General features: G+C 69.9%; 3 protein-coding genes. All 3 read left to right on the forward strand.

Annotation, left to right across the window (positions count from 1 at the left end; genetic code table 11):
• Positions 1-267: hypothetical protein (locus FJ694_RS36385; RefSeq protein ID WP_157272381.1), on the forward strand; the 267-nt coding region annotated here is incomplete at its 5' end.
• A 238-nt stretch (positions 268-505) separates the two neighbouring features.
• Positions 506-679 carry a hypothetical protein gene (locus FJ694_RS36390; RefSeq protein ID WP_157272382.1) on the forward strand — a complete coding sequence of 58 codons (174 nt, stop codon included), beginning with the start codon at positions 506-508 and terminating at the stop codon, positions 677-679.
• Positions 680-770: 91 nt separating this feature from the next.
• Positions 771-1719: GGDEF domain-containing protein (locus tag FJ694_RS36395; protein ID WP_157272383.1), on the forward strand; the 949-nt coding region annotated here is incomplete at its 3' end.

Below are 1719 nucleotides of genomic sequence, written 5' to 3' on the forward strand. Positions count from 1 at the left end.
GCATTCGAGGTCCAGCGCCTGATGCTGTTCGAAGCGGCGCTGAGCGAGATGCCGGCAAGCGCACGAGGCGCGGCGCGTGTCGCCTTGGCCAACGTCCAGGTACGGATGGCCAGTGCAAGAAGTCCTGCCGAGCGGCTGGCGGTGTCCATGGACACGCTTCGGGATTCGGTCGGGCGGCTCTGCTCGGGCATGGCGCAGTTGCGCAGTGAGGCCGGCTCGATTCGGGATCTGCGCTTCCACTCCACCGACACGGCTGCCAGGCCATAGCAACGGCCTCGTGCCCGTCTCTTGGCAGCCAGCCAGTCATCGCCGCTCAAGGAACATCCGGTTGATGCGGGAGGCTGGCCGGCATGAACCGCATGCTGTCGCGCCGACGCGTGCTCGACGGCCTTGCCTGTGTGGCCAGGTGCAGTGCTCGCCGCACAGCCGCCCCCGCAGGGGCTGCATCAGGCTGCTGAAAGGCTTGTCGGTATCCTGAACCCGTGCCTTTGAAGAAGGGAATCCGATGGCAAGGTTGATCGCCGCCCTGCTGCTGCTGGGCTATGTCTGTGCCGGTATTGCCTCGGCGTACCTGCCACCGCAGCAGATGCCGTGGCTGGTCGCGCTGGCCAGCGCCATCCTGGCGGCCGCTGCAGCCGTGGGCATCGGGGCGCAGCTGGGCAAGCAGGCCGCGCGCTAGTTCCTGAAGTCTGTCGTGCCGCGCAGGCACTGTCGCGCGGTTCATCAGCCACCTGGCCGGGCTGTCTGAACAGCGGACAATCAGCGGCTTTGTGCTCGACATTCAAACCGCCTTCGTGACGATGCTCGCCGGCGTGTTCGCCGGCGCCGTCGCGATGCCCATCCTGGTGGGCTGGCGCAGCAGCACGGCAGCGCGCTGGATGATCGGCGCCGCTGTAACGCAGGCGCTGGCCTGGGGCTCGCTGCTGGCGGCGCGTGCCGTCCATGACCGGCTGCTGTCCACGCTGTGGATCGCGCTGCTGGGCGTGAGCCTGGCCTCGATCTGGCATGCCATCGACGCCTGGATCGGACGCCGTCCCGGGCGCGCCGTCGTGCACGCCGCGCTGCTGCTCACGCCCGTCGGGTACGCCCTGGGCTTTGGCAGCTACGCCTGGCGCGTGGGCTGGTCCAACGCGGGTCTGGCCGTGATGCTGGGCGCCATCGTGCTGGCCTGCGCCTGGCCAGCGCAGGGAAGAGGCCGTCGCTGGCGCGGCGTGGTCCTGGGCGGCGCCGCGGTGCTGATGGCGGTGACGCTGGGCCGGGGCATCCTGGGCGCCTTCTTCACTCATCTGTACCCCGAACTGCGCACGCCGCATCCGCTCAACGTGGCCGCGGCGATCCTGCAGCACGTGGCGCTGGCGCTCATCACCATGGCGCTCCTGGCCGCCTGGCACGAGGAGGCCACGGGCAAGCTGCAGCAACTGGCCATCACGGATGGTCTCACCGGGCTGCTCAACCGGCGCGGCTGCATGGAGCAGGCCACGCTGGCCGTGGCGATGGCCCGGCGCCACCGCGAGCCGCTGGCCGTGATCCTGCTGGACCTGGACCACTTCAAGCGCATCAACGACACGCTCGGGCACGAGGCGGGCGACCAGGTGCTGCGGCTGACGGCCGAGCAGCTGCGGCTGTGCCTGCGCCAGACCGACGTGAGCTGCCGCTACGGGGGCGAGGAGTTCCTGGTGGTGCTGCGGCACTGCGACCAGGCGCAGGCCGTGGAGGTGG

This window comes from Azohydromonas aeria, from assembly GCF_009760915.1.
Lineage (GTDB): Bacteria > Pseudomonadota > Gammaproteobacteria > Burkholderiales > Burkholderiaceae_C > Azohydromonas > Azohydromonas aeria.

Excerpts from the sequence above, each read along its gene's own strand:
- FJ694_RS36390 (WP_157272382.1), top strand. The coding sequence starts at position 506 with ATGGCAAGGTTGATCGCCGCCCTGCTGCTGCTGGGCTATGTCTGTGCC.